This is a genomic window from Bradyrhizobium sp. CIAT3101 (assembly GCF_029714945.1).
In the GTDB taxonomy this organism is placed as follows: Bacteria; Pseudomonadota; Alphaproteobacteria; order Rhizobiales; family Xanthobacteraceae; genus Bradyrhizobium.
Genome location: NZ_CP121634.1, coordinates 8067663 through 8093484 on the forward strand (window position 1 = coordinate 8067663; position 25822 = coordinate 8093484).

The window sequence follows — 25822 nt, forward strand, 5'->3', positions numbered from 1 at the left end:
GCCGACACCACGCTCGATGCGCCCACCGCCGCGCCCGCGATAACGGGCGCGCGCGCGCCGACGCCTGTGGTTTCGGTCGTGATCCCCGCGAAGAATGCCGCGGCCTATATCGGCGAAACCATCGCAAGCGCGCTGGCGCAAGCCGACGTCGCCGAGGTGATCGTCGTCGATGACGGCTCGACCGATGACACTGTGGCGATCGTCCAGGCCATCCGCGATCCGCGGCTGCGCCTGATCAAGAACGACGCCAGCGGCGTGTCGGCTGCGCGCAACCTCGGCGCACGAGGCGCGCGCGGCGACTGGCTGATGTTCCTCGATGCCGATGATCGCCTGCGCCCCGATGCGGTGACGACGCTGCTGACGGCGGCGACGACTGCGCCGCGCGCGGTGCTGGTCTATGGCGACTACAACACGATCGACAGCGCGGGACGGCCCATCGGCCGCCGCGGCCTGCTGAAGGGTCGCCAAAAGCCCTCCGGCAACGTGCTGGAGCGGCTCGCCGCCGGCAATTTCATCGTCAATGGCGGCATCATGTTGGTCCACAGTGATGCCTTCCGCGCCACCGGCGGCTTCGACATCTCGCTGCGCTATTGCGAGGACTGGCATTGTTGGTGCCGTCTCGCAGCACTCGGCGAGTTCGCCTATGTACCAAAGCTTCTGCTCGACTACCGCCTGCACACGGCCAATACGATGAACGCCGCGGTGCGGACGCCGCAGGATTTCTTCCCGGCGGTCGCGCGGGTGTTCGACGATGAATTGATCCTCGGCAAGCTGCCGTCCGACGCGGCGCCCCGGCTGCGGCAGGCCGCCGAAATTCATCTGGTGACCTATGCGGCGACCCAGGCCGTCCGCTTCGGGAGATATCGCCAGGCGCTCGATTATCTCGGCATGGTCGGCCGGCGCTCGCCCAAGGCGATGCCGCGAGCTGCAGCCAAGATCGCTTTGTCCTATTTTGGAATCTAGCTTCTGACGCGTCAGGAAACGATCTTCGAGGCCTCATAGGGCTTCGGATCGTAACCGAACGCCGCCAGCATCGATCCGACGGCCATCAGCACGGGGTGCATCGCGACGACCGCCTTCGAAGACGTCAGCAGGCGAGCCGAGCGCAGCAGCGACAACGGCAACCGTCCCAGTGCCTGTGCAAACAGGCGCATCCGCGCCGCCGCGCTTCCCGCAGCCTTGACCTGCACACTGTAGTTGATCACGCCGATGCGCAGGCTGCGCTTTGCGATCCAGGCGGGATTGCTGCGGCTTTGCGGCACGGTCTCGGTGATGACGGCTTCCGCCGTCCAGTGGAAATTCAGGCCGGCGTCGCGACCGCGGTTGAAGAAATCGCAATCCCCGCCGCCAAGAAAATTGAAGCGCGGATCGAAGGCCGGACTGCCGAGCCGATCGAACGTGGCGCGCGTGATCAGGCAATTGCCGCAGCCATAGATCAGCGGCACGGCACCGGTGTAGTCGTAGGCGGCACAGAAGACGGGATGACGCGCGAGCCAGGGCTGGCTGTCGTCGTCGAACACCGGCAGCACCGGCCCGCCGACGATGTCGGCACCAGTCGCCTCCGCGGTGCGAACCATCAATTCGAGCCAATCGGGCGAAGCGATCTCGTCGTCGTCGATCATCAGGAAGCGGGTCGCCGCGGGAAACACTGCCTGCGCCGTCTCGAACGCGGCGTTGATCGCCTGGCAATTGCCCTGCCGCTTCTCGACCAGACAGATGCCCTGAAGTTTGCCGGACGCGAGATATTCCGCAGCGACCGGCGCACTCGCGCGCCCGGCCGCATCGTTCTCGACCATGACCACCGCAAAGGAGCGCGGGGTGCGCTGGCTGACCAGCGAATCCAGTGTCAGCCGCAGATGGTCGGGGCGGCGGAAGCAGGGAATGCAGACGACGATGCCGACCGAGAGATCAATGACGCGCGAGCTCGCCGCGATCTCCCGGTTGGGATCGCGCACGGCATCCGAGATCCGGCTGGCGGACAAGTCGGTCGGGATCAGCGTCATCGCGCGCTACTAGATGGCTGAGACATATTGAGAAAGCCTTGCGCCCATTGTCCCGGGGCGACACGTCCGCGCGGGACAGATCCGTCCCAAAATGAACGGCCTGCTTCGGCGCGCGAACTGCACCGCGACGCTGATGTCGTCGCTATGACGCCCTATCACCCGCTTGACCCCTTTCGCGTGTTTTCCCTGCAAATTCCTGCACGCGTGGTCCTGCAATTTGCAGTCCATCACCCTCCGACGGCACAACATCGGCAATGCCGTAGTTAACGCGTGTTCGAATTAACCCCGCCGTAAGCACCGCGGTCGGTGAAGGCCCGCGGCATCGGATTTGCTCTTCGGGCACGAGAGATTTTTCCTGTAAATTTGAATCGAACAAGCGCGGTCATAGCGAGGGTCAGGAACGAACGTGGTGCCCAAGATCGAGAACCCGGTGCTGCGGGCCGGCGCGCTCCTGTTCTTCGCCTGTCAGCGCGCCTGGCTGACGGTGCAGTACGGGCGCAGGCTCCAGCTCGGACCCGGGATCATGTTCAAGGGTCGGCTGGTGCTCGGTCGCGGGGTCCGGGTGTCGATCGGTGCGAACTGCCGGATTGGCAAGCGCGTGCTCATCACCGGGCGCGGCCAGGTAACGGTGGGCAATGACACCTTGCTCAACGGCTGCTGGATCGGGTGCGAGCAGAAGGTCGACATCGGGTCGTCCTGCTTGATCAGCGACTGCGACATCGTCGACACGGACTTTCACAACCTTCCCCCGCGGCTACGGCACGAGCCTGCAGTTGCTCGGGCCGTCGCACCGGTACACATCGGGGACAACGTGTGGGTTGGCGCGCGCGCGATCGTGCTCAAGGGAGTGACGATCGGCGACCACTCAGTCGTGGGCGCCGGAACGGTGGTGCGTGAGGACGTCGCCCCGCGCGTGGTCGTCGCCGGCAATCCGGCGGCTGTCGTCAAGACGTTCCGCGACGACGAATAGGCAGGCACGAACGCCGGGCCCGCGCAGCGCCGGCACACATGGTAACGGACCGTTAAGCACTGAGGATCGTGATGACACCAAAGCGGCAGAACGACGCGGCAAATGGCGGCCTGCGCTTAAACGCTTTGTTTGCCATTTCGGTGAATAGTCCCTCAATGAGTATGGTTAATTTTCCCTGTTGCGTTGATTGCGCACCTATATCCCCGGTGCGGGGCGTAAAGCGAAGAGTAACCCCTCAGCCCGCGGTCGTTGGAATGAAAGCTGGGGACTATGCTTGACTATAACCAGCCGATAGACCGGGCCGGAGATCCAGCGAGATCGGAGGCCCCGCAACGGACACCCGAGGCCAGCTTCAAGGTGCTGGAGCTCGTCAGCTTGCTATGGCGGCGCAAGATTGCGATCGCCTCCGCCGCGCTGATCGGTGCGTGCCTCGCCGTCACCGTCGGCAAGAGCCTGACACCCCGCTACACCGCGACCGCCCAGCTTTATGTCGACCCGCGCGAGCTTCAGCTCGTCGATCGCGAGCTCACGCCGCGCGCGCAGGACGTCTCCGGGATGTCCATGGTGGTGGAGAGCCAGGCACGCCTGATCACCTCCAACAGCGTGCTGTTGCAGCTGATCCAGCAGGCCAATCTCGACAAGGATCCCGAGTTCGGCGGCAGTGACGGCAGGGGCCTGATGACGTCGCTGCTGGGCCTGATCGGCCTCCAGCCCCGCGCGCCGTCCGCCGCCGACATCAAGGACGTGCAGCTCGCGGCACTCGAGGCGCTGAACAAGCACATCACGATCCGAAAGACCGAGAAGAGCTTCATCGTCGACATCGAGGTCTGGTCGACCGATCCGGCGAAGGCGGCGATGCTCGCCAACGCGCTGACCAACACCTTTCTGACGGACTCGCGCAATTCGCAGGCGCTGGCCGCGCGGCGCGCCACCAGCGAATTGTCCGGCCGGCTGAAGGAGCTGCGCGAGCGGCTGCGCAACGCCGAGACCGCGCTTGCCACCTACAAGGCGCAGAACAATTTCGTCGGCACCCAGGACTCGCTGATCTCCGATCAGCAGCTCTCCTCCAGCAACCAGCGGCTGTCCGCGGCCCGCGCGGCGACGATGGACGCTCAGGCGCGGCTGGACCAGATCGAGGCCAACAAGCGGACCGCTGCGGATGCAGGTGCAATTCCGGAAGCACTGCAATCACCGACGATCGCAAACCTGCGCGCGCAATATGCCGACGCCCGCAAGAAATATGCGGAGCAGACCGCCGAGCTCGGCCCGCGTCACCCGGCCCTGCGTCAGACCGAAAAGCAGGTCGAGGATCTCAAGCGCACCATCAGCGAGGAGATCGAGCGCTTCGCACTGTCCGCCAAGAACGATCTGACCCGCGCCCGCGACTACGAGGCGTCGCTCAACCGGGCGCTGGAAGTGCAGAAGCGGCAGAGCGTGCAGCTCAGCCAGGCCGCCGTGCGCCTGCGCGAGCTCGAGCGCGAGGCTGAAGCCAGCCGCGAGGTCTATCAATCCTTCCTGAAGCGCTCGCGCGAGACCGAGGAGCAGGAGACCCTGAACACGTCGGCTGCCCGCGTCATCGGCGAGGCCACGGTGCCGCAGCGGCGCTCGTTCCCGCCGGCGATGAGCCTGTTCGCGATGATCGGCTTCATGTTCGGCGCGCTTGCCGCCGCCTCCTGGTTCGTCGCGGCCGAGTACCTGTTCGACGGCGCGAGCGCTCCGCAACCGACCCGCCGCGGACGCACGCCTGCGCCGGACGTTCCGAGGCCCCCCGTGGAAGCCGCAGCGCCCCCGCCTGCGCTTGCGCTGGTCGAGAAACCGCTAATCGCCCGCCTGCAGGAAGCCGACGTGATCCGCACGCTCGGCGCCATTCTCGCCACCGGCAGCGGCGTCGATCTGACCCGCGTCGGCTGGCCGACGTTGCGCCCCGGATTTCCGCTGACGACGCTGCTCAACGCCTTGCGCGACATGCGGGCGGCGATGGCTCGTCGTTCCGGCGGCAAGTCCATGCCGGTGATGGCGCTGGTCGGCGCCGGCGCCACCACGGGACGCAGCGTGACCGCACTGAATTTCGCGCTGGCAGCCGCACGCGACGGCAGCCGCGTGCTGATGATCGATGCCGACCATCAGGCGCACGCGCTCTCGCGCAGGATCGATCGTCCCGGCAAGAGTGAGCCGGGCAAGCTTGGCTGGCTCTCGATCGGCAGCAAAGCCGCGCGCGAGGTCAAGACCGTCAACGGCATTTCGGTGCTGCCGGCGACCGAGAGCGATGCCGGCAAGGCCACTGAGGCCATCCGCAAGGCAATCGCACAGGCGCGTTCGGCCGGCGGCTATGACCTCGTCATCCTCGACGGCCCCGCGATGCCGCTCTCGGCCGCAGGTCGCAGGCTGCTCGACGACGTGGACGCGCTGGTGGCGGTGCTGCCGACCAGCCTCGACATCAATGACAGCATGGAAGAGATTCTGGCCGCACTCGGCGGCGCCCAGCGCAAGCTCGTCGGCGTGGTGCTCGACGAGCTCGCTCCCGCAACCGAAACGCGCCAGCGAGGCAAACAATATGCTTGAGCGCCGCATCAATCTGGACGGCAGGGCTGCGACTGCAGAGGTGCCACGGATCACCGTCGGCGGCCTTCGCATGGCCGCACTCGACCTGGAAGCCACCGCAGATTTCATGATCGAGGCGACCGATCCGCGCCATCGCATCGGCCGCCCGCTGTATCTGACGTCGGCCAATGGCGAGGTGCTGGCGCGCTGCTCGACCGAGCCGCAGACCGAACGCCTGTTCCGCGCCGCCGACCTGATCAATGCCGACGGCCAGCCGCTGGTGGCGGCCTCGCGGCTGCAGTCCTGGTTTCCGTTGCCGGAGCGCGTTGCGACCACGGACCTGTTCCATGTCGTCGCACGCAAGGCGGAAGTCGCCGGCCGCAGCTTCTACATGCTCGGCGCCAGCGAAGAGGAAAACGCCGCGGCGGTCCGGCGGGTCCAGAACATGTATCCGAAGCTGAAGATCGTCGGGCACAGCCACGGCTATCTCCGCGGCGACGCGTTGCGGGCCAAGGTCGAGGAGATCAACGCGCTCGCACCGGATTGTCTGTGGGTCGCGCTCGGCGTCCCTTCCGAACAGGCCTTCGTCGAGGAATACATGCCGCTGATGACCAATGTCGGCGTCATCAAGACGTCGGGCGGCCTGTTCAATTTCCTGTCGGGCAGCCGCTCGCGTGCGCCGCAATGGATGCAGCGGATCGGGCTCGAATGGGCCTGGCGAACCTGGCTCGAGCCGCGCCGCCTGTTCTGGCGCTATTTGACCACCAACCCCCGCGCGATCTATCTTCTCTTCAGCCGCAACCGGCCCTTCAATCGCTGAGAAGGTAGCACGCCATGAGTGACCGGCCGACGATCCTCGTCACAGGAGGCGCGGGCTATATTGGCTCACATGCCTGCCGCGCCCTTGCCGCCGCCGGCTATCGGCCCGTCGTGTATGACAATCTCACCACAGGTCATCGTAGCTTCGTGGCCGGAGAGCTGGTGACCGGCGATCTGCTCGATGGCGCGACGCTGGCGCGCGCCTTCGCCGACCACAAGGTCTCGGCGGTGATGCATTTCGCGGCGGCGAGCCTGGTCGGCGAGTCCATGACCGACCCGCAGAAATACTACATCAACAACGTCCAGGGCACGTTGTCGCTGCTCCAGGCGATGCGCAACGCCGGCTGCCACCGCATCGTGTTCTCCTCGACCGGCGCGGTCTATGGCAACGCCGATTCCAAGGAATTGCCGGAGGACTTTCCCTGTGCGCCGATCAATCCTTACGGCGCATCGAAGTGGATGATCGAGCGCATGCTCGCCGACTACCGCGCCGCTTACGGCTTCGGCGCGTTCTGCCTGCGCTATTTCAACGCCAGCGGCGCCGATCCGGCCGGCGGCATCGGCGAACTGCGTGACAATGAGACGCATCTGATCCCGCGCGCCATGATGGCGTTGCAGGGGCATGTCGACTTCGCCGTGTTCGGCGACGATTACGATACGCCCGACGGCACCGCGATCCGCGACTACATCCACGTCACCGATCTCGCTGCCGCGCATGTTGCGGCGTTGAAGCTGCTGGAAACCGGACATGCCGGCGGCAGCTTCAATCTCGGCACCGGCTCGGGCTTCTCGGTGCGCGAGATCCTCACGGCCATCAAGCAGGAGACCGGGCGCGAGGTGCCGCACACCGTCAAGCCACGCCGCGCCGGCGATCCCACCTATCTCGTCGCCGACCCCTCGGCCGCGCGAAAGGTGCTGGACTTCGTGCCGCGTCATTCCGACCTGTCGACCGTGATCCGCACCGCCTGGGCCTGGCACCAGACGGCGCATCCGCTCAAGGGCCGTTAAGCAACCGTAACATCCGTATCTTGCCGGCCGCACCCTTGAGCGGCTAGAATGGCCACTCGCTGCCGCCGTGGGCGCTTTGCCGACGGCCGCACTTTTGGGCATGGCCGACGATGATGTCGGCATGCATGGCTCCGCCAACTGCGCGAGCCGATTTTTCCAAACGTCAAGGCCACGATCAGATCCGCGCGCCGGCCTGCGATCAGACGCGGATTCAAGGAGTACCTGCGTATGCATCAGGCTGCACGCCTGGAGTTCGAGCGCGTGATGGATGAGTTCGTTCGCTGGCATGTCGTGCCCGAGGGCGAACGCTCCCCCGCGCCCGCCTGGTGGTGGGGCCCCGCCATGGCGGTGGTCGACGACCACGAGCCGTTGAGCGAGACATGGCGCGGCGCGCTGGGCCTGGGTGAAGGCGCTAGCTTCGCCGACGGCGCGGGCAGGATCGTCTCACTGTTCGTCGAACAGACGTCGCTGACGGCACCTCAGGATTTTCCGAGCAAGGCGGAGGCCGCCGATCACGACATCCGTGAATTGCAGCCGCTGCCGTCAGACGACAGCGCGTTTCAGCCTTAGCGCCGCAGCTTCGGTCACGGCCGGATCGGTCTCCGGCTGGAGTGGCGGCGCGACGGCCAGCTCCACCGGCCGCAGCAATTCGGCCATCTGCTTGGCCGGCAGCGGCTTCGCGATCAGGAAACCCTGCATCTCGTCGCAGCCATGGGTGCGCAGGAAGGCCTCCTGCTCGGCGTTCTCGACGCCCTCGGCGACCACAGTCATGCCGAGCGCCTTGCCCATGCTGATGATCGCCTGTGCGATCGCCTGGTCTTCCGAATCCTGCGGCAAGTCACGCACGAAGGAGCGATCGATCTTGATGGTGTCGATCGGGAAGTGCTTCATCAGCGACATCGACGAATAGCCGGTGCCGAAATCGTCGATGGCGAGCCGGATACCCCGGCTCTGAATGGCGTCGAGCACCTTCAGCGCACGACCGACGTTGCGCATCATCATGCTCTCGGTGACCTCGAGCTGGAGCAGCACCGGCGACATGCCGGAGGCCGCCAGGGCCTCGTCGACGTCCTGCAGCAGATGTTCGTCGGCAAACTGCCGCGGCGACAGGTTGACCGCCATCGACAGCGGCAGCAGGCCGCGGCGCTGCCATGCCATGGCCTGCGCGCAGGCCTCGTTCAACACCCAGCGGCCGATCGGCACGATCAGGCCGGTCTCCTCCGCAAGCGGAATGAACTGGGCCGGCGAGACGTTGCCGAGATCGGGATGGTTCCAGCGCAACAGCGCTTCCACGCCGGTGATCTGGCCGGTCTCCATGTCGACCTTGGGCTGGTAGTTCAGCGAGAACTGCTCGCGCTCCAGCGCCCGGCGCAGCGCGCTTTCGAGCGACAGCCGCTCGATCGACTGCGTCTTCACTTCCTTGGAGAAGAAGCGATAGCCGTTCTTGCCGTCTTCCTTGGCGAGATACATCGCCATGTCGGCATTCTTGGTCAGCGTCTGCGCGTCGGCGCCGTTGGCCGGATACATCGCGATGCCGATCGAGGCCGTGGTGTGGCACTCATGGCCGGCGAGCTCCATGGGCTCGGCGAGCGCCGTCAACAGACCGGTGGCGATGTGCTGGACGTCGTCGATCTCGCCGCACTGATCGAGGATCACCACGAACTCGTCGCCGCCGAGACGCGCCACGACGTCGCTTGTCCGCAGCGCGCCGCGCAAACGGTTCGCCACCTCGAGCAGGAGCAAGTCGCCGGCTTCATGGCCGAGCGAATCGTTGATGACCTTGAAGCGGTCGAGGTCGATGAACAGCACAGCGAAACGATGATCGTGGCGTTGCGCCGCGTCGATGGCCTCGCGCAGCAGCCCGTTGAAGGTCTCGCGGTTCGGCAGGTCGGTCAGGCTATCATGCGAGGCGAGATATTCGATGCGCTCGTCCGCCTCGTTCTTCTCGTCGGCACGATCGAAATTCTCCATCGCGAAGGAGACGTTGTCGGCGAGACGCTGCAACAGCTCGACGAATTCGGTGGTGAAGGTTTCCTGCTCGATCGACATGTAGATCATGACGCCGACAGGCCTGTCGTGGGTGATCAGCGGGAACGCGGCGCCGGAGCGTGCGCCGTCGCCCTGCAGCACGGTATGGAAGGCGCTGACACGGTTGTCGTTGACATAGTCGTTGCTGACACAGGGCTGCCGTGTGCGGAACGCCGTGCCGCTCATCCCGCGCCCCTCGGGCCGGTCGGCATCGATGGAAAGACGAACGTTCCGCGTGGTCTCGGCCGACGGCCCCGCGGCCGCGACGATCGCCAGCTGGTCGCTGTCGGCCTGGGCGAGCGCAATGGTCGTCGAGGTGAATTTGCCGCCGGTCGACGCGGCCTGACACACGAGCTCGAACAGCTCGGTGCGCGACTTGGCGCGCACGATCGCCTCGTTGGTGGCACTCAGCGCCGCGAACATGCGGGTCAGGCGCTCCTTCTGCGCCTCGGTGCGGGCCTTTTCCACGGCGCGATCGAAATTGTCGAGGGCGAAGGAGACGTTTTCGGCGAGGCGTCCGAGCAGCTCGACTAGATCAGGCGTGAACGTATTCTCTTCCGGTGCGAGGAAAAGCAGGATACCGATCGGCTCCTGGCCCACGCGCAGAAGCGGGAAACTCGCCGCCGCACGCGTTCCATCCTCGGTCGCCTTGGAGCGCCAATATGCCGATCGCGGGTCGTTCATGTAGTCGTTCATGACGCAGGGACGGCGGGTGCGCAGCGACGTGCCGATGATCCCCTGTCCCTCCGGATGGTCGGCAGAGACAACGGCGGTGCGCCCGATCATCCGATCCTGGAGGCGCCCCTTCACCGCAACGACGCGAATAAGCTCGCACTTCTCGTCAAGGATGCCAATCGTGGCCGATTCAAACACATCGCCCAGCACCGCCGCCTGGCACGCGACCTCGAACAGTTCCTCGCGCGACTTGGCACGCATGATGGCTTCATTGGTCGCGCTCAGCGCCTCGAACATGCTGCTCAGCCGGCCGCGCTGCTTATCGGCCCGCGCCTTCTCCTCCGCACGATCGAAGTTTTCCAGCGCGAAGGCGACGTTGGCCTGCAATCGCTGGAGCAATTCGACGAACTCGGGAGTGAATGTGTCGCGCTCGACGGCATTGAAGAGGAAAACACCATCGATCCGGCTGCCGTTGAACAACGGCAAGGCGGCTGAAGAATGTATACCGGCGCGGCGCGCGCTATCGTGCCATGGCTTGATGCGCTCGTCGGCCAGGATGTCGTTGCTGATATAGGTCTGGCTGGTCCGGAAGGCGGTTCCGGTCAGCCCTCGTCCCTCCGGCACTGCATCAGTGAGGGCGAAAGTGTAGTTGCGCAAGTCTTCCGCATGCGGCCCATAGCTCGACACGACACGGAGCAACTCGGCTTCACGATCGGCCAGGAAGATTGTGCTCGACGCGAATTTTGCACCTTGTACCGTCGCCTTGCAGACCAGATCGAACAGTTCGGCGCGCGATCGCGCGCGCAGAATCGCTTCGTTGGTGGCGCTGAGCGCCGCATACATGCGGGCGAGGCGCTCCTCCTCGGCCGCGATCCGTGTCTTCTCGGCTTCGCGGCCGAAGTTGTCGAGGGCAAAGCAGACGTTCTCGGCGATGCGCAGCATCAGCGCGACGACCTCGTCGTCCTTGGCCCAGGACTGGCTGAGGAAGGACAGGATCACGCCCATGCTCTGGCCGTGCTTGATCAAGGGCGCCGCGACAACTGCGGCGACGCCCGTGTTGACGTTGGCCTGCTCCCACGGCGTTCCCCTGGTGCGGCGCGCGAGATCGCGCTCGACAATGGGCTTCTGCGAGCGAAACACTTCGCCGGAAATCCCGCGTCCGTAGGGATTCTCGGGATCGACCGAATAGCTCGCCTGGGCGACGATCTCCACGTTCTCGCCGGTGCCCGCGACCGGCTTCAACCAATGCGAATCCTGCTCCTTGAGCAGGACAAAGGTCGCCAGCGACTTGCCGCCATGCACCGACGCGTCACAGACGAACTGGTACAGCTCCTGCTCGGTTTCGGCGCGCAGGATGGCTTCGTTGGTCGCGCTAAGGGCGCCGAACATGCGGTTGAGCCGCCGCGTCGCCCGCTCGCTGGTCTGCCGCGCGGTCTCGCGCGAAAAATTCTCCAGCGCATAGGAAATGTTGGCCGACATGCGCTCGAACAGCGACACCATCTGCTCGCTCAGCGAGCCGGCCTCGCTGCGGGTCACGAACAGCACACCGACGCTCTTGCCGTTGCACAGCAGCGGCAGCGCCGCCGCGGCGCCGATGTTCGCCCTGGCCGCGCCTTCACGCCATGCCAGCGAGCGCGGATCGTTCAGATAGTCGTTGCTGATGCAGAGCTTCTGGCTGCGAAACGCCTCGCCGCCGACACCCGACCCCTCGGGCGCGCCGGCTTCGGTGGTGATTTTGATCGCGCGCAGACGCGCCACGTCGTCACCGCGCCCTGCGGCAAAGCGCAAGTGCTGGCCATCCGGCTCCACCAGGAACACGGCAACGGCCATGAAGTCCCCGCTCGAAAACCCGGCGTCGCAGACCATCTGGTACAGCTCGTCCGGCGATTTCGCGTAGAGGATCGCTTCATTGATGGCGCTCAACGCCGCAAAGGTGCGCGCGAGTGTCGACGGCACGATCTTAACTCCCGGGCATTTCTGCCTATTTCTCCCGGGTGCGTTATGACCGGGGATCGCCTAAGTGGTCGTTATTGCAGCAGGGAAACCACCAATCAGAGTGAACGAGCAGCGAATGACCGGCAAGAAATGTCCGGGAATACCGCCGCGCGGGAGGAATCTTCGACGAAAGGCGCGTTCTCTTTACGAATTTGCAGCCCTGTATTGGTTTACGGGAGATTGATATCGCAGCTCCGCTTTGAGACGATGGCGTCCAACAAGCAGGTCCGTTAAGGGCACCAAAGCCGAGGGAACGCCATGCCCGTCGTCAAGGCCGACCGCCTCACGCGCGTCAGCGCTGCGCTGCTCCATGCCGCCGGAGCCTCCGAGGAAGAAGCCGACGCCGTCGCCGTCGGCTGCGTCAACGCCAATCTCGCCGGCCATGACTCGCACGGCGTGATCGCGGTTCCGACCTATATCGATCGCATCAAGGCCGGACACATCGTGCCCGGCGCCAAATGGACGATCGTCCAGGAATCGCCGACCACGACAGTGATCGACGGCCATTGGGGCTTCGGTTTCCACGTCAACGCCAAGGCGATGGCGCTGACGATCGAAAAGGCGAAAACGGCGAACGTCGCCGCCTGCACCGTGTTCCGGCAGAGCCATGTCGGTCGCCTCGCCGCCTATCCGCTGATGGCGATGCGCGAAGGCATGATCGGGATTGCCACCGCCGATTCCGGCCGCTCGCCAAAACACGTCGCGCCGTTCGGCGGCAAGGAGGCGCGGCTCGGCACCAACCCGATCTCGATCGCCGTGCCGTCCGATCTCGAGGCGCCGTTCTACCTGGACATGGCGACATCAGCCGTTGCCGCCGGCAAGATCCAGCTCGCGGTCGCGCGCGGCGAGGAGATCCCGACGGGGTGGATCATCGATGCCGAGGGACGGCACACCACCGATCCCACCCAATACCGCAAGGGCGGCGCGCTGCTGCCGCTCGGCGGCACCGAAGGTTACAAAGGCAGCGGTCTCGCGGCCATGGTCGAGGTGTTGTGCGGCCTGCTCACCGGATTGGGATTCGGCGTCGAGCCGACCGGGCGGCACAATGACGGGTGCTTCATGGCGGTGTTCAACGTCGCCGCGTTCCGGCCGCTGAAGGAATTCAAGCGCGAGGTCGCCGAGTTCGCGCGCTATTTGAAATCGACGCCGCCGTCCGAGGGCAGCCGAGGCGTCTACTATCCCGGCGAGATCGAAGGCGTGCGCGAGCAGCAGCGTTTGCGTGACGGCATCGAGGTCGAGGACGCGACCTGGGAGAAGCTGCGCGCGCTGGCGCGCGACTACAGGCTCGACACCGTCCTCGATCTGGCCTGAGGCAATCCGGAGAACAGCAGCATGAATCGGCAGATGGTCCTGGTCGGCTTCCTTCAGGCGCAGAATTGCACGAACCTGCCGAGCTCGTGGCGGCATCCGGAGTCGCGCAGCGATTCGATGTCGGCGGACTATTACCAGGAGATCGCGCGGATCCTCGAAGCCGGCAAATTCCACATGGCATTCTTCGACGATCGCCTGGCGATGCCGGACCGCTACGGCAACGACCACGCCCACACCGTCGAATACGGCATCCGCTGCGTGAAGATGGATCCGCTGATCGTGCTGACGACGATGGGCATGGTCACCGACAAGCTCGGGCTGGGCGCGACCTGCTCGACCACCTATTACGAGCCCTTCGACGTCGCGCGTCGCTTTGCCACGCTCGACCTGATGTCGGGCGGCCGCGCCGGCTGGAACGTCGTGACCTCGCTGAACGACGGCGAAGCGCTGAACATGGGGCGCGACTCCCATCCCGAACATGACTCGCGCTACGACAAGGCCGACGAATTCATGGAGGTCGTGCTCGGCCATTGGGACACCTGGGAAGACGGTGCGCTCATCATGGACAAGACGAGCGGCCGCTTCGCCGATCCGACGAAAGTGAAGCGGCTCGATCACAAGGGAGCGGCCTTCAAGTCGCGCGGGCCGTTCACCGTCCCGCGCTCGGACCAGGGCCACCCGGTGATCATCCAGGCCGGCGCATCCGGCCGCGGCCAGCGCTTTGCGGGGCGTTGGGGCGAGGTGATTTTTACGGCCGCACGCAATCTCCAGGGCGCCAAGGACGGCTACGCCGCCGTGCGCAACGAGGCCGCCAAAGCCGGCCGGGATCCGGAGCAGATGTTCCTCTGCAATCTGACGACGCCGGTCTGCGCCGCGACCAAGGCTGAGGCCGAAGACAAGATGGCGCTGATCAACAAGCTGCCGCTGGAGATCGACGCGCTGTCGCTGCTCGCCGAAGCGCTCAATTACGACTTCGCCTCCAAGGACCTCGACGCGCCGCTGACGACCGACGAGCTGAAGAGCATGCAGGGCATTCTGGGCATCCGCGACGGCGTGTTGAAGACATCAGGCAAGAGCAATCCGAGCGCGCGCGACTTCGTCACCTTCTCCGGCCGCGGCCAGGTGCATGACGCCATGGTCGGCGGCCCCAAGGAAATCGCGGACAAGCTGGAAGAAATGTTCGTCGAGCGCGGCTGCGACGGCTTTGTCATCGCCGCGACCTATGTGCCCGGCTCCTACGCGGACTTCGTGCAGCACATCGTGCCGGAATTGCAGCGGCGCGGCCTGTTCCAGAAGGACTATCGCGGCAAGACGTTGCGGGAAAATCTCGGGCTGAAGCGGCCGGCCGCCGGCGCCTGGAAAGTCCAGCCGCGCGACGCCGCGGAATAACAACGAGGACACGACATGCGCTGGCTGAAATTCACCACCTCCGGCAAAACCTCCTGGGGCCTGGTTGAGGGCGACCAGGTGATCGCGATCGACGGCGATCCGTTCGGTGAATGGCAACGCACGTCGCGCAAGCATCCGCTTTCGCACGTGAAGATCGAGCTGCCGCTGATCCCGCGCACCTTCTATTGCGTCGGCCTGAACTACCTGAAGCATCTCAAGGAAGCCGCCGACAAGGCCGGCACGGTACCGGCCGTCCCTGAACGGCCCGAAATCGGCTACCGCGCGCAGAACGCGCTGATCGCGCATGACGAGGACGTCGTGATCCCGCCCTTCGCGACGGAGAAGATCCATTACGAGGGCGAGCTCGCGGTCGTCATCGGCAAGAAGGTGAAGCATTTGACGGCCGAGAACGCGATGGACTGCGTGTTCGGCTACACCATCGGCAACGACGTCAGCGAACGCTCCTGGCAGAAGGCCGACCGCAGCCTGTGGCGCTCGAAGAACGCCGACACGTTCAAGCCGATGGGCCCGTGGATCGAGACCGAGGCCGATCTTGCGACGATGGAAACGATCGTTCGCGTCAACGGCCAAGAGACCAACCGCTTCCAGACCAACGACATGATCTTTGGCGTCGTGGCGTTCCTGGTCGAGCTGACGAAGTATTTTACGCTATGGCCGGGTGACGTGATCTGGATGGGCACGGATGGCGCTTCGCCTGACATCAAGCACGATGACGTCGTGGAGATCGACATCACGGGTGTCGGCACCTTGCGGAACAGGTTTGTGCGGGAGGGGCGGTGATTCCTCATCCTGAGGAGCGCGTCTTCGCGCGTCTCGAAGGATGAAGGCCCGACTGTGGCCTCGCCCTTCGAGACGGCCGCTACGCGGCCTCCTCAGGGTGAGGAGATAAATTTGCAAACGCCGCACAAAATCAAAACGGCAGCGCCACGCTCGTCTTGATCTCCTTCAGCACCACGTTGCTGCGGACGTAGCGGATGCCGGGGATGCGGAACATGAACTCGTCGAGGAAGCGGTTATAGGCCGCCATGTCCTGCACGACGACGCGCAGATGGTAATCGGCGTCGCCGGTCGTCGCAAAACACTCCAGTACCTCGCGACGCGTGGTGACGCGGGAGACGAACTCGTCGACGAATTTGGCGTCGTGCCGCTCCAGCGAGACGTGGAGGATGGCGGACATCGCGAACCCCGCCTGCTCGCGCGCGACCAGCGCCGCATAACCGCGAATGACGCCGCTGTCCTCGAGCGCGCGCACCCGGCGCCAGCAGGCCGAGGTCGACATACCGACCTCGTCGGCGAGCTGCTGGTTGGTGGCGCGGCCGTCCTTCTGGAGATGGGCGAGAATCCGCGTGTCCTGGTCTTCAATCATCGAGAACCCTCAAATCGATTAATTCTACCAAATTCCAGCCAATCACGCAAAATTATACCGAATTAGCACCACCAACGGGAAAAATAGGTAGGACCTACCAGCCCGCCGGGCCTACCCTTTACCTATTCGGCAGAATGCCGCGCGAGGTCCGCCATGGACGCCATTCCGTCACTCGACGCCTACGAACTCTCCGACCGCTACGACCGCGAGGACGGCCGCGTCTTCCTCACGGGCACGCAAGCCATCGTGCGCATTGCGCTCGACCAGGTCAGGCGCGATCGCGCCGCGGGGCTCAACACCGCCGGATTCATCTCCGGCTATCGCGGCTCCCCGCTCGGCGGCATCGATCTCGAACTTTGGCGCATCCAGCAGCGATTGAAGCAGGACCGCATCGAATTCCTCCCCGCCGTGAATGAGGACCTCGCGGCGACCGCGGTGCTCGGCTCGCAGCAGGTCGAGACCCAAACCGACCGCAAGGTCGATGGCGTGTTCGGGCTCTGGTACGGCAAGGGTCCCGGCGTCGATCGCTCCGGCGATGCGCTCAAGCACGGCAATGCCTACGGCTCGTCCCCGCATGGCGGCGTGCTGGTGGTCGCCGGCGACGACCATGGCTGCGTGTCGTCCTCGATGCCGCACCAGTCCGACGTCGCCTTCATGAGCTGGTTCATGCCGACGCTGCATCCCGCCAGCGTCAGCGAATACCTCGAGTTCGGCGAATATGGCTACGCGCTGAGCCGCTTCTCCGGCATGTGGGTCGGCTTCAAGGCGATCTCGGAGATCGTCGAGTCGGGCGCATCCGTCGCGCTGCGCCGACCGCGCATTTTCCGCACGCCCGACTTCACCCCGCCGCCGGGCGGACTGCACTATCGCTGGCCCGATCTGCCGGGCCCGCAGATCGAGGAGCGGCTGGAGGCCAAGAAGCACGCGGTCTACGCCTTCGCCAAAGCCAATCCGATCGATCGCCACATCTACGACATTCCCAACGCCACCTACGGCATCGTCACCACGGGCAAGGCGCATCTCGATCTAATGGAAGCACTGCGGCTGATGGGCCTCGACGAGGCCGCTTGCCGCAGCATCGGCATCGACATCTACAAGGTCGGGATGGTCTGGCCGCTGGCGCTGCATGACGCCATGGATTTCGTGAAGGGCAAGCGCGAGATCCTCGTGGTCGAGGAGAAGCGCGGCATCATCGAGAGCCAGTTCAAGGAATATTTCTACGACTATCCCGGCACGAAACCCGAGCGGATGGTCGGCAAGCACGACGAAACCGGCGCGCGGCTGATCTCCTGGATCGGCGAATTGTCGCCGCGCGCGCTGGCCTCCGTGCTCGCCCGCCGGCTCGATCCGATGTTTCCGGGCCTCAATCTTGCCGCGCGGGCGGCGGCGCTGTCGCCGGATGCCGAGCGTACGATCAACGTCGCAGGCGCGACGCGTACGCCCTATTTCTGCTCCGGCTGCCCGCACAACACGTCAACCAAAGTGCCCGAGGGATCGAAGGCATTGGCGGGCATCGGCTGCCATTTCATGGCGAGCTGGATGGACCGTGAGACTTCCTCGCTGATCCAGATGGGCGGCGAAGGCGTGAACTGGGCGGCGTCATCGCGATTTACCGGCCACAAGCACATCTTCCAGAATCTCGGCGAAGGCACCTACTACCATTCCGGCTCGATGGCGATCCGGCAGGCGATCGCCGCCAAGGCCAACATCACCTACAAGATCCTGTTCAACGATGCCGTCGCCATGACCGGCGGCCAGCCGGTCGATGGCCCCGTCAGCGTGCATGCCATTGCGCACAGCGTCCGCGCCGAGGGCGTGGACCGCATCGCGCTGGTATCGGACGATCCCGCGCAGTTCTCTCCCGTGGATCTGCCAATCGGCGTCACCATCCATCCGCGCGAGGAGATGGACGCCATACAGCGCGAGCTGCGCGACGTCGCTGGCGTCTCCGTCCTGATCTATCAGCAGACCTGTGCCACCGAGAAGCGGCGCCGGCGCAAGCGCGGACAGATGGCCGATCCCAAGCGCTTTGCCTACATCAACGATCTCGTCTGCGAGGGCTGCGGCGACTGCTCGGTCGAATCCAATTGCCTCAGCGTCGAGCCGAAGGAGACGCCATTCGGCCGCAAGCGACAGATCAATCTGTCGGCCTGCAACAAGGATTTTTCCTGCCTCAATGGATTTTGCCCGAGCTTCGTCACCGTCGAAGGCGCGACGCGCCGGAAGAAGAGCGCAAGCCAGATCGATGCGATCGGTCGCGCGGCCACGCTTCCCCTGCCCGCCCCCGTCACGCTCGATCACCCCTACGATCTGCTCGTGACCGGCGTCGGCGGCACCGGCGTGATCACCGTCGGCGCGCTGATCGGCATGGCCGCGCATCTCGAACGCCGCGGCGTCTCCGTGCTGGACTTTACCGGCTTCGCGCAGAAGTTCGGGCCGGTGCTGAGCTACATCCGGCTCGCCGCGAGTCCCGAGGCGCTGCACCAGGTCCGCATCGATCAGGGCGCGGCCGATGCGCTGATCGGCTGCGACCTCGTCGTCAGTTCCTCGCCGAAGGCATCCGGCACCTATCGTCGCGGCACGCGCGCTGCAATCAATACCGCGGAAATGCCGACCGGCGACGTCGTCCGCTTCCGCGACGCCGATCTCGCGTCCCCCGCCCGCCTGCGCGCGATCCGGCAGGTCGTCGGCAGCGGCCATCTCGACTGCATCAACGCCAATGCCCTGGCCGAGCGGCTGCTGGGCGACGCCGTCTATGCCAACATCATCATGCTTGGCTTTGCCTGGCAGCGCGGACTGGTGCCGGTTTCGTTATCGGCGCTGCTGCGCGCGATCGAGCTCAATGGCGTCGCGGTCGAACGCAACAAGCAGGCTTTTGCCTGGGGCCGGATCGCCGCAGCCGATCCGGACTTTTTGCCGAAGGCGAACGAGCGGCCCGAGGCCGAGACGCTCGACCAGCTCATCGCCAGGCGCGCCGATTTCCTCACGGCCTACCAGAACGAAGCCTACGCAGGGCGCTATCGGACGCTCGTGGCAAAAGTCCGCAGTGCCGAGGCTCCGCTCAACAGCGAAGCACTGACCGAGGCCGTCGCCCGCGCCTTGTTCAAGCTGATGGCCTACAAGGACGAATACGAGGTCGCGCGCCTGCACATGCAAAGCGGCTTCCTTGACGAGCTGAAGCGCGAATTCGAGGACGGCTTCAGCGTCAGATATCACATGGCTCCGCCCTTCCTGCCGTCCGACCGCGACGCGCGCGGCCGCCCGCGCAAACGCGCCTTCGGCCAGTGGATCCAAAAGCCGCTCGCCATGCTGGCGCGGCTGAAGGGATTGCGCGGGACGCCGTTCGATCCGTTCGGATACACCGCCGAACGGCGGACCGAGCGGGATCTGATCGGCTGGTACGAGGACGTCGTCGCGCAGCTTCTGAACCGGCTCGCAACGGCGGATCTGCCCGATCTCGTCGCCATCGCGAAAACGCCGATGGAGATCCGCGGCTACGGCCCCGTGAAGGACATCGCGATCGCCAAGGTGAAGCCCGAGGTCGAGCGGCTGCTCGCCGCTCTGGTCAAATCTTCATCGGCAAAGATGCGTGCCACCGGTTGACGTGACGCAACCGAGGCTTCAGCCTCCCGGGTTGAAGAGGCTCCCTCATGGAGTCCTGCAATCAGGTGGCGCATCATGGAATACGACCAGTTGACCCTGACCCAGGCTGCGGCCGAACTCGCCGCGGGGAAAATCACCAGCCACGCGCTCACCTCCGAGGCGCTAGCCCGTGCCAAGGCCAACGCCGATTTGAACGCCTTCGTCACTCTGGATGAGGAAGGTGCCCTCAAGGCCGCTGTCGCGTTCGACGCGCAGGGCGCGGGCGCCGGGAACAGACCGCCCGGCGGCGTCCCGATCGTGATCAAGGACAACATCGAGGTGGCCGGACTGCCGTGCACCGCCGGAACGCCGGGGCTGAAGAGCTTCATTCCAGGCGCTGACGCGCCGGTCGTGGCGAAGTTGCGGGCCGCGGGCGCCGTCATCATCGGCAAGACCAACATGCACGAGCTGGCTTTCGGCATCTCCGGCTACAACACCGCGTTCAAGACCGGCGCCGAATACGGCATCCGCAACGCCTATGACCGCGCGCTGATCGCCGGTGGCTCGTCTTCCGGAACCGGCGCGGCAATCGGCGCGCGGATCGTCGCGGGTGGGCTTGGCACCGACACCGGCGGCTCCGTGCGCGTGCCGGGTGCACTGAACGGTTGCGCCTCGCTGCGGCCGACCGTCGGCCGCTATCCGCAAGCCGGCATCGCGCCGATCTCGCACACCCGCGACACCGCAGGCCCGATGGCGGCCACCATGGCGGACGTTGCGCTGCTCGATCGCGTCATTGCCGGCGGCGATGCGGTTCAACCGGCCGATCTGAGCAAGGTCCGTCTCGGTCTCGTGAAGAGCATGCTGGCCAACCTCGATGCAGACACGCAAGCCGCCTTTCAGGCCGCCCTCGCCCGATTGAAGGCGCAAGGCGTGAGCGTGGTCGATATCGAGATGCCGGAGCTGGCCGAGCTCAACGGCCAGGCCGGATTTCCGGTCGCGCTGTACGAAGCCTATGACGACATGGTCGCCTATCTCAAAAACACCGGCACGGGTGTGACGATCGAGGCCATGGTCGCGCAGATCGCAAGCCCCGACGTCAAGGGCACCTATGAGGGTCTGGTGTTGCCGCGCAAACTGCCGGCGCCCGATGGCAGCTTCGTCGATGCAAAGCCGCTTTATGATCATGCAATCAACGTCGCGAGGCCGGCGCTTCAGGCGCTCTATCAGCAGACCTTTGCAAACAACGGGCTGGACGCCATCGTCTTTCCGACCACGCCGCAAGTTGCGATCGCGTCCAATCCGGAGTCCAGCAGTCTGGAGAATTTCGGACTGTTCATCCAGAACACCGATCCCGGCAGCAATGCCGGCATTCCCGGCATCCAGATTCCGATCGCGTTGGGCGCCACGAGCAAGCTTCCGATCGGCCTTGAACTCGATGGCCCGGCAGGCAGCGATGAACGCCTGCTTGCAATCGGCATCGCGCTAGACGGCGTGTTCGGGCGATTGCCGTCGCCGCGTTGACGCACCCGTAGGGTGGGCAAAGCGCAGCGTGCCCACGATTTTCATCAATTGGAGAAGGACCGTGGGCACGGCGCAAGAGCGCCTTTGCCCACCCTACGGCACAGTGCCCGGGGCTCACGAATACGGATTGATCAGCTTCTGCTGCTCGGCGCTGTGATGCACGAGCATGTCGATGAAGGTCCTGACCTTTGCCGACAGATGATGCTTGTGCGGATAGACCGCATTCATCGACATCTCGACCGGCCGATATTCCGGCAACAGGCGCACCAGCCGGCCGGCGTCGAGATCGTCGCCGACCAGGAATCCGGCCGCGAGGCTGACGCCTGCCCCCTGCAACGCCGCTTCACGCAGGGCTTCGCCGCTGTTGGTGATCAGATTGCCTGATACGCGCACCGAGGCCGGCGTGCCCTTGCGATCGAAGAAGCGCCATTCATCGAAGGGGTAATTGATGTGGCGCACGCAATTATGTTCGGCAAGTTCCTCGAGCGTCTGCACGCGTCCATGCGCCTCGATATAGGAATGCGAGCAGCACAGCACGTGCCGCCAGGTCGCAAGGCTCCGCACGATCAGGCTGGAGTCGGGCGGCGCGATCATGCGCAATGCGAGATCAAAGCCTTCCTCGACCAGGTCGACATTGGTCTCGCCCATGCGCAGGTCGACCTTGACCTCCGGATAGGCCGCGAGGAACTCGACCATCACGGGCGCGACGAACGGCACCATGTGGGTGGCGGTGTGGATGCGCAGCGTGCCGCGCGGCGCCGATTGCAGCGCGCCGGCGATGTCGTCGGCCTGCTCGAGATCGGCGAGGATCTGGGTCGAGCGGTCGTAGTAGGCCTTGCCGATTTCGGTGAGGCTCACTTTCCGCGTGGTGCGGTTGAGCAGCCGCACGCCGAGCCGGTCTTCCAGCGCCTGGACGTGGTTGCTCACCATGGTGGTCGACATGTTGAGGCGACGGGCGGCGGCGGAGAAACCGCCGTTTTCGACCACGCGGACGAAGGCGGTCAGGCTGGTGAAGCGGTCCATGCTTTGAGGCTCCGATTATCCGCCATGGCTGGATAATGCTTCCATCAATTCCGGGATTATCACAACGGCCGGGACAACGCATCTTGCAGCCATCAAGAGCGCACTGGTCCCAAACAGGCGCATGGAAATTCCGAGGGTGCCATGTCGAACGCCACATATACCACTGAAACGACTGACAAAATCAGCCTGAAGCCGTCCCGCCAGGCGATCAAGCGGGCAGCCCTCGCGCTGGCACTGGTGCTCGGCGTCGCCGCGGCCGGTGACTTTGGCTACGACTACCTGACGACCGGCCGCTACCTGGAAACGACCGACGACGCCTATGTGAAGGCCGATTCCACGATCATCGCGCCCAAAGTGTCGGGCTACATCGCCCAGGTGCTGGTCGGCGACAACGAGAAGGTCAAAGCCGGCCAGCTCCTGGCCAAGATCGACGACCGCGACTTCAAGGCGGCGCTGGGCCAGGCTCGCGCGGATGTGGCCGCGGCCGAAGCTTCGGTTCGCAACCTCGATGCCCAGCTCGAACTGCAACAGCCGATCATCGAGCAGAGCACCGCCGACGTCACGGCTGCCGACGCCAATCTGAAATTCGCGCAGGAAGAGCGCGCCCGCTACGACGACCTCATGAAGTCGGGCTCGGGCACGATCCAGCGCGCGCAGCAGACCGACGCGGCGCTCCGCGCCAGCAACGCGCAATTGCAGCACGCCAAGTCGGGCCTCGTCGCCGCGCAGCGCAAGGTCGACGTTCTGACCACCCAGCGTGCCCAGGCCACGGCGCAGCTCGATCACGCCCGCGCGGTTGCGGATCAGGCCGAGCTGAACCTGTCCTACACCGAGATCACCGCGCCGGTTGAGGGCACGGTCGGCGCCCGCTCATTGCGCGTCGGCCAGTACGTGCAGGCCGGCACGCAGTTGATGGCGGTGGTGCCCCTCGACGCGGTCTATGTGGTCGCGAACTTCAAGGAGACCCAGCTCACGCATGTGCGCGCCGGCCAGCCGGTCGAACTGATCGTCGACAGTTTTCGCAATCGCACGCTGCACGGTCATGTCGACAGCCTGTCACCGGCGAGCGGGCTTGAATTCGCGCTGCTGCCTCCCGACAACGCAACAGGCAACTTCACCAAGATCGTGCAGCGCGTCCCGGTGAAGATCGTGCTCGACGATCACAGCCTCACCGGCCTGCTGCGGCCCGGCATGTCGGCAGTGCCGACCGTCGACACCAAGGCAACCGTGGTGGCCGAGCGCGAGACGACCAAGCGCATCGCCGACAACGCGCCGCGCGGCACCGGCGGCTGACGCTCAGGGGGATCCCGGCAAGGATTATCAAGCCCCGCCGGATGATCCTTCCCGGACTTCCGCGATTATCGAAACCATCCGCCTAATGCATCCTGTCTCTGTAACCGAGACGAGGCTTCCATGAGCACGCTTCAACCGACCCTCAACGCCGCTTCCGCCGCCAATCTCCCCGCCCCCGCTGCGGCTCCCGCAACGCCGGCCGTCTCGGCCAAAACCTGGATCGCCGTGATCGGCGCCACGCTCGGCGCCTTCATGGCGGTGCTGAACATCCAGATCGTCAACGCCTCGCTCGCCGACATTCAGGGCGCGATCGGCGCCGGCATCGATGACGGCGGCTGGATCTCGACCTCCTACCTGATCGCCGAGATCGTGGTGATCCCGCTCTCCGGCTGGCTCGCGCAAGTGTTCTCGATCCGGATCTATCTGCTCACCAACGCGATCCTGTTCCTTGTTCTCTCCGCAGCCTGCGCGCTGGCGCAGGACCTTCCGCAGATGATCGTGCTGCGCGCCGTGCAGGGTTTCACCGGCGGCGTGCTGATCCCGATGGCCTTCACGCTCATCATCACGCTGCTGCCGCGTGGAAAACAGCCGGTCGGCCTTGCGCTGTTCGCGCTGTCGGCGACGTTCGCGCCTGCGATCGGCCCGACCATCGGCGGCTATCTGACCGAGAATTTCGGCTGGCAGTACATCTTCTACGTCAACCTCGTGCCCGGCGCGATCATGGTCGGCATGCTCTGGTATGCGCTCGACGCCAAGCCGATGAAGCTGTCGCTGCTGCGCGACGGTGACTGGGCCGGTATCATCACCATGGCGATCGGCCTTTCCGCGCTGCAGACCGTGCTGGAGGAAGGCAACAAAGACGACTGGTTCGGCTCGCCCTTCATCGTCAAGCTCAGCGTCATCGCGGCGGTCGCGCTCGCAGCCTTCCTGATCATCGAGCTGACGGTGAAGAAGCCGCTGTTGAACCTGCGCCTGCTGGTCCGCCGCAATTTCGGCTTCGGCATGCTCGCCAACTTCCTGCTCGGCGTCGCGCTGTACGGCTCGGTGTTCATCCTGCCGCAATATCTGGCGCGCATCCAGGGCTACAATTCCGAACAGATCGGCATGGTGCTGGCATGGACCGGATTGCCGCAACTGCTGCTGATCCCGCTGGTGCCGCGCCTGATGCAGAAGTTCGACGCGCGGCTCATCATCGGAGTCGGCTTCGCCCTGTTCGCAGGCTCGAGCTTCATGAACATCTTCATGACCAACGACTACGCCGCCGACCAGCTGTTGTGGCCCAACGTCGTTCGCGCCATTGGTCAGGCGCTGGTGATGGCGCCGCTATCGGCCGTGGCAACCGCCGGCATCGAGCCGGAGAATGCCGGCTCGGCCTCCGGCCTGTTCAACATGATGCGCAACCTCGGCGGTGCCGTCGGCATCGCATTGCTGCAGACCGTGCTGACCAAGCGCGAGCAGTATCATTCCAACGTGCTGATGCAGTCGGTCTCGGTGTTCGAGCAGGCGACGCGCACACGGCTGGAGCAGCTCACGCAGTACTTCATCAATCACGGTGTGCTCGACCGTGCGGACGCGTCGCATCGCGCCTATGTCGCGATCGGCCATATCGTGCAGAAGCAGGCATACATCTTCGCCTTCAGCGACACCTTCTATCTGCTCGGCATGGCGCTGATCGTGGCCCTGATCGCCGTCCTCTTCCTGAAGAAGCCCGGCCATGTCTCGGCCGGCGAGGCCCACTGACCTCAACCCAAGAGACCAACTCAAGCAAGGAGAACGACCATGAAACCCCGCATGAATTTCTACCAGGCCGCCCCCGACACGATGAAGGCGCTGATGGCGCTCGAAGAGCAGATCCAGTCCACCGGACTCGAGAAATCGCTGATCGAGCTCGTCAAGATCCGGGCCTCGCAGATCAACGGCTGCGCCTTCTGCATCAACATGCACACCGAGGATGCGCGCAAGCGCGGCGAGACCGAGCAGCGTATCTATCTGCTCAACGCCTGGCGTGAATCCCCGCTCTATACCGACCGCGAGCGCGCCGCGCTGGCCTGGACCGAGTCGGTGACGCTGATCGCGGAAGCGCACGCGCCGGACGACGTTTACGAAGAGGTCCGCGGACGATTCTCCGATGCGGAGACGGTGAACCTGACCATGCTGATCGGCGCCATCAACGCCTGGAACAGGCTGGCGATCGCGTTCCGCGCGGTTCATCCGGTGAAGGTGAAGGCGTCGGTGGCGTAAGCCGCACGGGCAGTCTCGTAGGGTGGGCAAAGGCGC

Annotated in this window: 18 protein-coding genes; 14 read left to right on the plus strand and 4 right to left on the minus strand. The window is 65.0% G+C overall.

Going from position 1 to position 25822, the window contains the following annotated elements; all coding sequences use genetic code 11:
• The first annotated feature begins 39 nt into the window (after positions 1–39).
• Positions 40–963, plus strand: coding sequence for a glycosyltransferase (locus QA645_RS37790; protein ID WP_283053498.1), 924 nt, complete (start codon positions 40–42; stop codon positions 961–963).
• 11 nt (positions 964–974) lie between these two features.
• Here QA645_RS37790 and QA645_RS37795 read toward each other — a convergent pair whose 3' ends face one another.
• A complete protein-coding gene (locus QA645_RS37795) occupies positions 975–2003 on the minus strand; it encodes a glycosyltransferase family 2 protein (protein WP_283046159.1) in 1029 nt (342 codons plus the stop codon).
• Between the two features lie 406 nt (positions 2004–2409).
• Here QA645_RS37795 and QA645_RS37800 point away from each other — a divergent pair, with 406 nt between their 5' ends.
• The 5 genes from QA645_RS37800 to QA645_RS37820 all read left to right on the plus strand — a co-directional run bounded on the left by QA645_RS37800 (position 2410) and on the right by QA645_RS37820 (position 7911).
• On the plus strand, positions 2410–2973 hold the full coding sequence (locus QA645_RS37800) for an acyltransferase (RefSeq protein ID WP_349253151.1): 564 nt from the start codon (positions 2410–2412) through the stop codon (positions 2971–2973).
• 270 nt (positions 2974–3243) lie between these two features.
• Positions 3244–5535 carry an exopolysaccharide transport family protein gene (locus tag QA645_RS37805; RefSeq protein WP_283046161.1) on the plus strand — a complete coding sequence of 764 codons (2292 nt, stop codon included), beginning with the start codon at positions 3244–3246 and terminating at the stop codon, positions 5533–5535.
• Positions 5528–6334 carry a WecB/TagA/CpsF family glycosyltransferase gene (locus QA645_RS37810; RefSeq protein WP_254134500.1) on the plus strand — a complete coding sequence of 269 codons (807 nt, stop codon included), beginning with the start codon at positions 5528–5530 and terminating at the stop codon, positions 6332–6334. The genes QA645_RS37805 and QA645_RS37810 overlap by 8 nt, the downstream gene beginning before the upstream one ends.
• Positions 6335–6348: 14 nt before the next feature.
• Positions 6349–7341 carry a UDP-glucose 4-epimerase GalE gene (galE, locus tag QA645_RS37815; RefSeq protein ID WP_283046162.1) on the plus strand — a complete coding sequence of 331 codons (993 nt, stop codon included), beginning with the start codon at positions 6349–6351 and terminating at the stop codon, positions 7339–7341.
• A 228-nt stretch (positions 7342–7569) separates the two neighbouring features.
• Positions 7570–7911 (plus strand): hypothetical protein, encoded by a 342-nt coding sequence (locus QA645_RS37820; protein WP_283046163.1) that lies wholly within the window; start codon positions 7570–7572, stop codon positions 7909–7911.
• Here QA645_RS37820 and QA645_RS37825 read toward each other — a convergent pair.
• Positions 7885–12000, minus strand: a complete 4116-nt coding sequence (locus QA645_RS37825) for a GAF domain-containing protein (RefSeq protein WP_283046164.1) — start codon at positions 11998–12000, stop codon at positions 7885–7887. The genes QA645_RS37820 and QA645_RS37825 overlap by 27 nt on opposite strands.
• Before the next feature lie 297 nt (positions 12001–12297).
• Between QA645_RS37825 and QA645_RS37830 the strand changes: the two genes are divergently transcribed.
• Genes QA645_RS37830 through QA645_RS37840 form a run of 3 tightly spaced genes read left to right on the plus strand, consistent with a single transcriptional unit; the run spans position 12298 to position 15540 of the window.
• Entirely contained in the window at positions 12298–13350 is a 1053-nt protein-coding gene (locus QA645_RS37830) for an Ldh family oxidoreductase (protein WP_254134504.1), read from the plus strand.
• Between the two features lie 21 nt (positions 13351–13371).
• Positions 13372–14739, plus strand: a complete 1368-nt coding sequence (locus QA645_RS37835) for an LLM class flavin-dependent oxidoreductase (protein WP_283046165.1) — start codon at positions 13372–13374, stop codon at positions 14737–14739.
• Between the two features lie 15 nt (positions 14740–14754).
• Positions 14755–15540 carry a fumarylacetoacetate hydrolase family protein gene (locus QA645_RS37840; RefSeq protein WP_283046166.1) on the plus strand — a complete coding sequence of 262 codons (786 nt, stop codon included), beginning with the start codon at positions 14755–14757 and terminating at the stop codon, positions 15538–15540.
• A gap of 130 nt (positions 15541–15670) precedes the next feature.
• On the opposite strand, the gene QA645_RS37845 is transcribed toward QA645_RS37840, so the two are convergent.
• Positions 15671–16126: an Lrp/AsnC family transcriptional regulator gene (locus tag QA645_RS37845; RefSeq protein WP_254134510.1), complete on the minus strand. Its 456-nt coding sequence runs from the start codon at positions 16124–16126 to the stop codon at positions 15671–15673.
• A 153-nt stretch (positions 16127–16279) separates the two neighbouring features.
• Between QA645_RS37845 and QA645_RS37850 the strand changes: the two genes are divergently transcribed.
• Together QA645_RS37850 and iaaH are read left to right on the plus strand one after the other, a co-directional pair.
• Positions 16280–19729: an indolepyruvate ferredoxin oxidoreductase family protein gene (locus QA645_RS37850; protein ID WP_283046167.1), complete on the plus strand. Its 3450-nt coding sequence runs from the start codon at positions 16280–16282 to the stop codon at positions 19727–19729.
• Between the two features lie 75 nt (positions 19730–19804).
• On the plus strand, positions 19805–21229 hold the full coding sequence (gene iaaH, locus QA645_RS37855) for an indoleacetamide hydrolase (protein ID WP_283046168.1): 1425 nt from the start codon (positions 19805–19807) through the stop codon (positions 21227–21229).
• Positions 21230–21343: 114 nt separating this feature from the next.
• On the opposite strand, the gene QA645_RS37860 is transcribed toward iaaH, so the two are convergent.
• Positions 21344–22252, minus strand: coding sequence for a LysR family transcriptional regulator (locus QA645_RS37860; RefSeq protein ID WP_283046169.1), 909 nt, complete (start codon positions 22250–22252; stop codon positions 21344–21346).
• A 141-nt stretch (positions 22253–22393) separates the two neighbouring features.
• On the opposite strand from QA645_RS37860, the gene QA645_RS37865 reads away from it, so the two are divergent.
• The 3 genes from QA645_RS37865 to QA645_RS37875 all read left to right on the plus strand — a co-directional run bounded on the left by QA645_RS37865 (position 22394) and on the right by QA645_RS37875 (position 25786).
• Entirely contained in the window at positions 22394–23545 is a 1152-nt protein-coding gene (locus QA645_RS37865) for an HlyD family secretion protein (RefSeq protein WP_283046170.1), read from the plus strand.
• Positions 23546–23665: 120 nt separating this feature from the next.
• On the plus strand, positions 23666–25285 hold the full coding sequence (locus tag QA645_RS37870) for an MDR family MFS transporter (RefSeq protein WP_283046171.1): 1620 nt from the start codon (positions 23666–23668) through the stop codon (positions 25283–25285).
• Positions 25286–25324: 39 nt separating this feature from the next.
• Positions 25325–25786 (plus strand): carboxymuconolactone decarboxylase family protein, encoded by a 462-nt coding sequence (locus tag QA645_RS37875; RefSeq protein ID WP_283046172.1) that lies wholly within the window; start codon positions 25325–25327, stop codon positions 25784–25786.
• The last annotated feature ends 36 nt before the right edge of the window (positions 25787–25822 follow it).